Source organism: Tessaracoccus lapidicaptus, from assembly GCF_001693815.1.
GTDB classification, from domain to species: domain Bacteria; phylum Actinomycetota; class Actinomycetes; order Propionibacteriales; family Propionibacteriaceae; genus Arachnia; species Arachnia lapidicapta.
The window spans coordinates 1-1,406 of sequence record NZ_MBQD01000015.1; the positions used below are offsets into that span (position 1 = coordinate 1).

Below are 1,406 nucleotides of genomic sequence, written 5' to 3' on the forward strand. Positions count from 1 at the left end.
GGTCAAGCCCCGTGGAGTGGTGTAGCGGGGGTTCCTTCGTTTAGGCAGTGAGGGCGAGGGGTTCGGTCACCTCCTCGGTGTTGGTGCCGGGGAGGGTTGTGAGGCGGCAGCGGGTGAGGATGTCGAGGCCGAGGTAGCGGCGACCTTCGGCCCATTCGTCGGTCTGTTCGGCCAGGACGGCCCCGACGAGCCGGATGATGGCTTCCCGATTCGGGAAGATGCCGACGGAGTCGGTGCGGCGCCTAATCTCCCTGTTGAGGCGTTCGGCGGGATTGTTCGACCAGATCTGGGTCCAGACATCCCTCGGGAAGGCGGTGAACGCGAGCACGTCGGCCCGGGCCTGGTCGAGGTGCTCGGCGACGGCGGGAAGCTTCTCGGCGGTGTAGTCCAGCAGCCGGTCGAACTGGGCCTCGACGGAGGATGCGTCGGGTTGGTCGTAGACGGAGTGCAGCATCGCCTTGACCGCCGACCACATCGTCTTGGGGGTGACGGCCATCAGGTTGGCTGCGTAGTGGGTGCGGCAGCGCTGCCAGACCGCGCCGGGCAGGTTCGCCGCAACGGCTTCGACCAGCCCGGCGTGGGCATCACTGGTGACCAGACGGACGCCGGCCAGGCCGCGGGCGACCAGATCGGCGAAGAACGTGTTCCAGGCGGTCTTGGTCTCCGAGGTGGCGACCTGCAGCCCCAGCACTTCGCGGTGTCCATCGCCGTTGACGCCAGTCGCGACCAGCGCGACGGCGTTGATCACCCGGCCGCCCTCGCGGACCTTCATCGTCAACGCGTCGGCGGCGACGAACGTGAACGGCCCCGCCTCGGACAGGGGACGGTGGCGGAACTGGTTGACGTGCTCATCGAGGTCGGCGGCCATCCGGGAGACCTGGGACTTCGACAACCCGTCGATTCCCAACGTCTTGACGAGCTTGTCCATCCGGCGAGTCGACACCCCGGCGAGGTAGCAGTCCGCGATCACCGTGATCAAAGCGGCTTCGGCGCGTTTGCGGCGCTCCAGCAGCCACTCCGGGAAGTAGGTCCCCGAACGCAGCTTGGGGACGGCGACATCAACGGTGCCGACGCGGGTGTCCAAGGGCCGGTGGCGGTAGCCGTTGCGCTGAACCAGCCGGCCCGGCGAGGCCTGTCCCCATTCGGCGCCGCAGACCTGGTCGGCATCAGCAGACAGGAGCTGGTTGATCATGTTCTGCAGCAGGCTGCGCATCATGTCCGGCGACGCTTCGGCCAGCAGGTTGCCCAGCACGTGGGCGGGGTCGACAATGTGAGGAGCGGTCATCGTGGCGATGTCCTTTCGAGAGAGCTTTGCAAGGGTGAACTCGAAGGATCCCACGGTGACCGCGCTGACGTCCCTGACGGTCACGGCCACCGAGGGCTACACCACTATGAGGGACTTAACT

The 1,406-nt window shown here is 67.0% G+C and carries 1 protein-coding gene; it reads right to left on the reverse strand.

Annotation, left to right across the window (positions count from 1 at the left end; all coding sequences use genetic code 11):
* Positions 1-40 precede the first annotated feature (40 nt).
* Complete coding sequence (locus BCR15_RS05250) at positions 41-1,285, reverse strand: IS256 family transposase (RefSeq protein WP_068751157.1); 1,245 nt, start codon at positions 1,283-1,285, stop codon at positions 41-43.
* Positions 1,286-1,406: the final 121 nt, after the last annotated feature.

Excerpts from the sequence above, each read along its gene's own strand:
- BCR15_RS05250 (WP_068751157.1), bottom strand. The coding sequence starts at position 1,285 with ATGACCGCTCCTCACATTGTCGACCCCGCCCACGTGCTGGGCAACCTG.